This window comes from Streptomyces sp. 8P21H-1, from assembly GCF_013302945.1.
The window spans coordinates 1-1,496 of sequence record NZ_JABTYA010000310.1 but is presented as its reverse complement, the minus strand read 5'-3'; the positions used below and the strand labels follow the sequence as shown (position 1 = coordinate 1,496).

The 1,496-nt window shown below is 73.1% G+C and carries 2 protein-coding genes; one reads left to right on the top strand and one right to left on the bottom strand.

Annotated elements, in window-relative coordinates; all coding sequences use genetic code 11:
- Window positions 1-477: ABC transporter permease (locus HO151_RS06510; protein ID WP_368039443.1), on the bottom strand; the 477-nt coding region annotated here is incomplete at its 3' end.
- Between the two features lie 321 nt (window positions 478-798).
- Between HO151_RS06510 and HO151_RS06505 the strand changes: the two genes are divergently transcribed.
- Window positions 799-1,446: a TetR/AcrR family transcriptional regulator gene (locus HO151_RS06505; RefSeq protein ID WP_173895141.1), complete on the top strand. Its 648-nt coding sequence runs from the start codon at window positions 799-801 to the stop codon at window positions 1,444-1,446.
- Window positions 1,447-1,496 lie beyond the last annotated feature (50 nt).

Here is a 1,496-nt window from a genome sequence, read left to right as displayed (position 1 = left end):
CCCGCCGCGCAACCCCAGCAGCGTCACCGCGGCCCCCGCGGCGATGCCCGCCAGCGTCATCGGCAGCACGCTCGACGCCAGGACCGAGCCGCGCGGGTCCTCCGGAGGCAGCGGTACGACGTCCACGGTCGGCACCTCGGTGCCGCCGGCCTGTCGCGCCACGGCCTGCTGGAGCGACTGCGCCACGAGCGGGCTCGCCGCCGAGGCGGTGAGCAGCTCGGTTCCCCGCCCGGTGACGACGACCGCTCCGTACACGGTCCGGTCCTCGATGGCGTCGCGGGCGGCGGCCCCGTCCTCGTAGCGGTGGATCTCGAAGGCACCCTCATGGGCTTCGAGCCGCTGTTGCACCTGGGCGGCCGCGGTCGCCGGACCCGCCACGCCGAGCGGCAGCTCATGGGGCGCGGTACGGGCCGCGGGCCAGGCGAAGGCCCACAGGGCGAGAGCCGCGAGGACCGGCACCAGCAGCACCACGGCCATGACGGTGCGGCGGTTCGGCGGGGACGGGTGCTGCTGCCTCGGAGCCGGAGCCGGAGCCGTCGCTGTTGACGGTGAGCGGTCCGGGACCGGCTGCTCGGGTGCGGTCGCGGGGGGCGTGGGGGTGGCGGGGGCGGTGGACATGCTTCTTCCCTCGATGCGGATCGGGGTGGTGTTCGGGCTTTCGGCCGGGCCCCGGGCAGGGTCCCGGTCCCCGGCCGGACCGGGTGCGTAAAAAGAAGGATCGTTCGTTTTAGTGACAGGCCCACTGTCCCGCCGGTGTCCCGCCTTGTCAAGAAGGAATGTTCGTTTTAGGTTTCGTGCATGGCCCGTGTATCCCAGGAACACCTCGACGCCCGCCGTCGCCAGATCCTCGACGGCGCGGCCCGCTGCTTCGCCCGCAACGGGTTCCACGCGACGTCGATGCAGGACGTGCTGAAGGAGGTGAACCTCTCCGCTGGGGCCGTCTACCGGTACTTCAGCGGCAAGGACGAGCTGATCGGCGCCATCGTCACCGAGGTGCTCGGAGGGATCCGCGAAGCCTTCGAGGAAGTCGCCCGGCAGTCCCCGCCGCCGATGCCCGACGTGCTCGTGACCCGGGTCATGACGCAGGTGCTGGGCCTGGGGGGCACGGGGAAGCACGGTCTGTCCTGGGAGGGGGAGGAGTCCTTTCCCCGGCTGATGGTCCAGGTCTGGACCGAGACCCTTCGCGACGGTGAGCTGGCGGCGGTGCTGCGGGAGGGCTTCGTCGCGGTGCGGGAGGCATGGGTGGCGGTCGTCGAGGGGTATCAGGAAGCCGGGGTGATGCGCGCGGACGTCCCCGCGGAGCATGTCGCGCGGACGCTGATCGCCGCCGCGCAGGGGTTCGCCGCGCAGCAGGCCCTGTTCGGCACGATGCCCGCGGAGGTGTTGCAGGACGGTCTGCGGGGCCTGATGAGCATGGGGGACACGGACCGGCCCGGGCCCCGCTAGGCCTGCGGGGCAGGCCCGGGCCCCGCTGAGCCCGCGGGGTCGACCGGCGG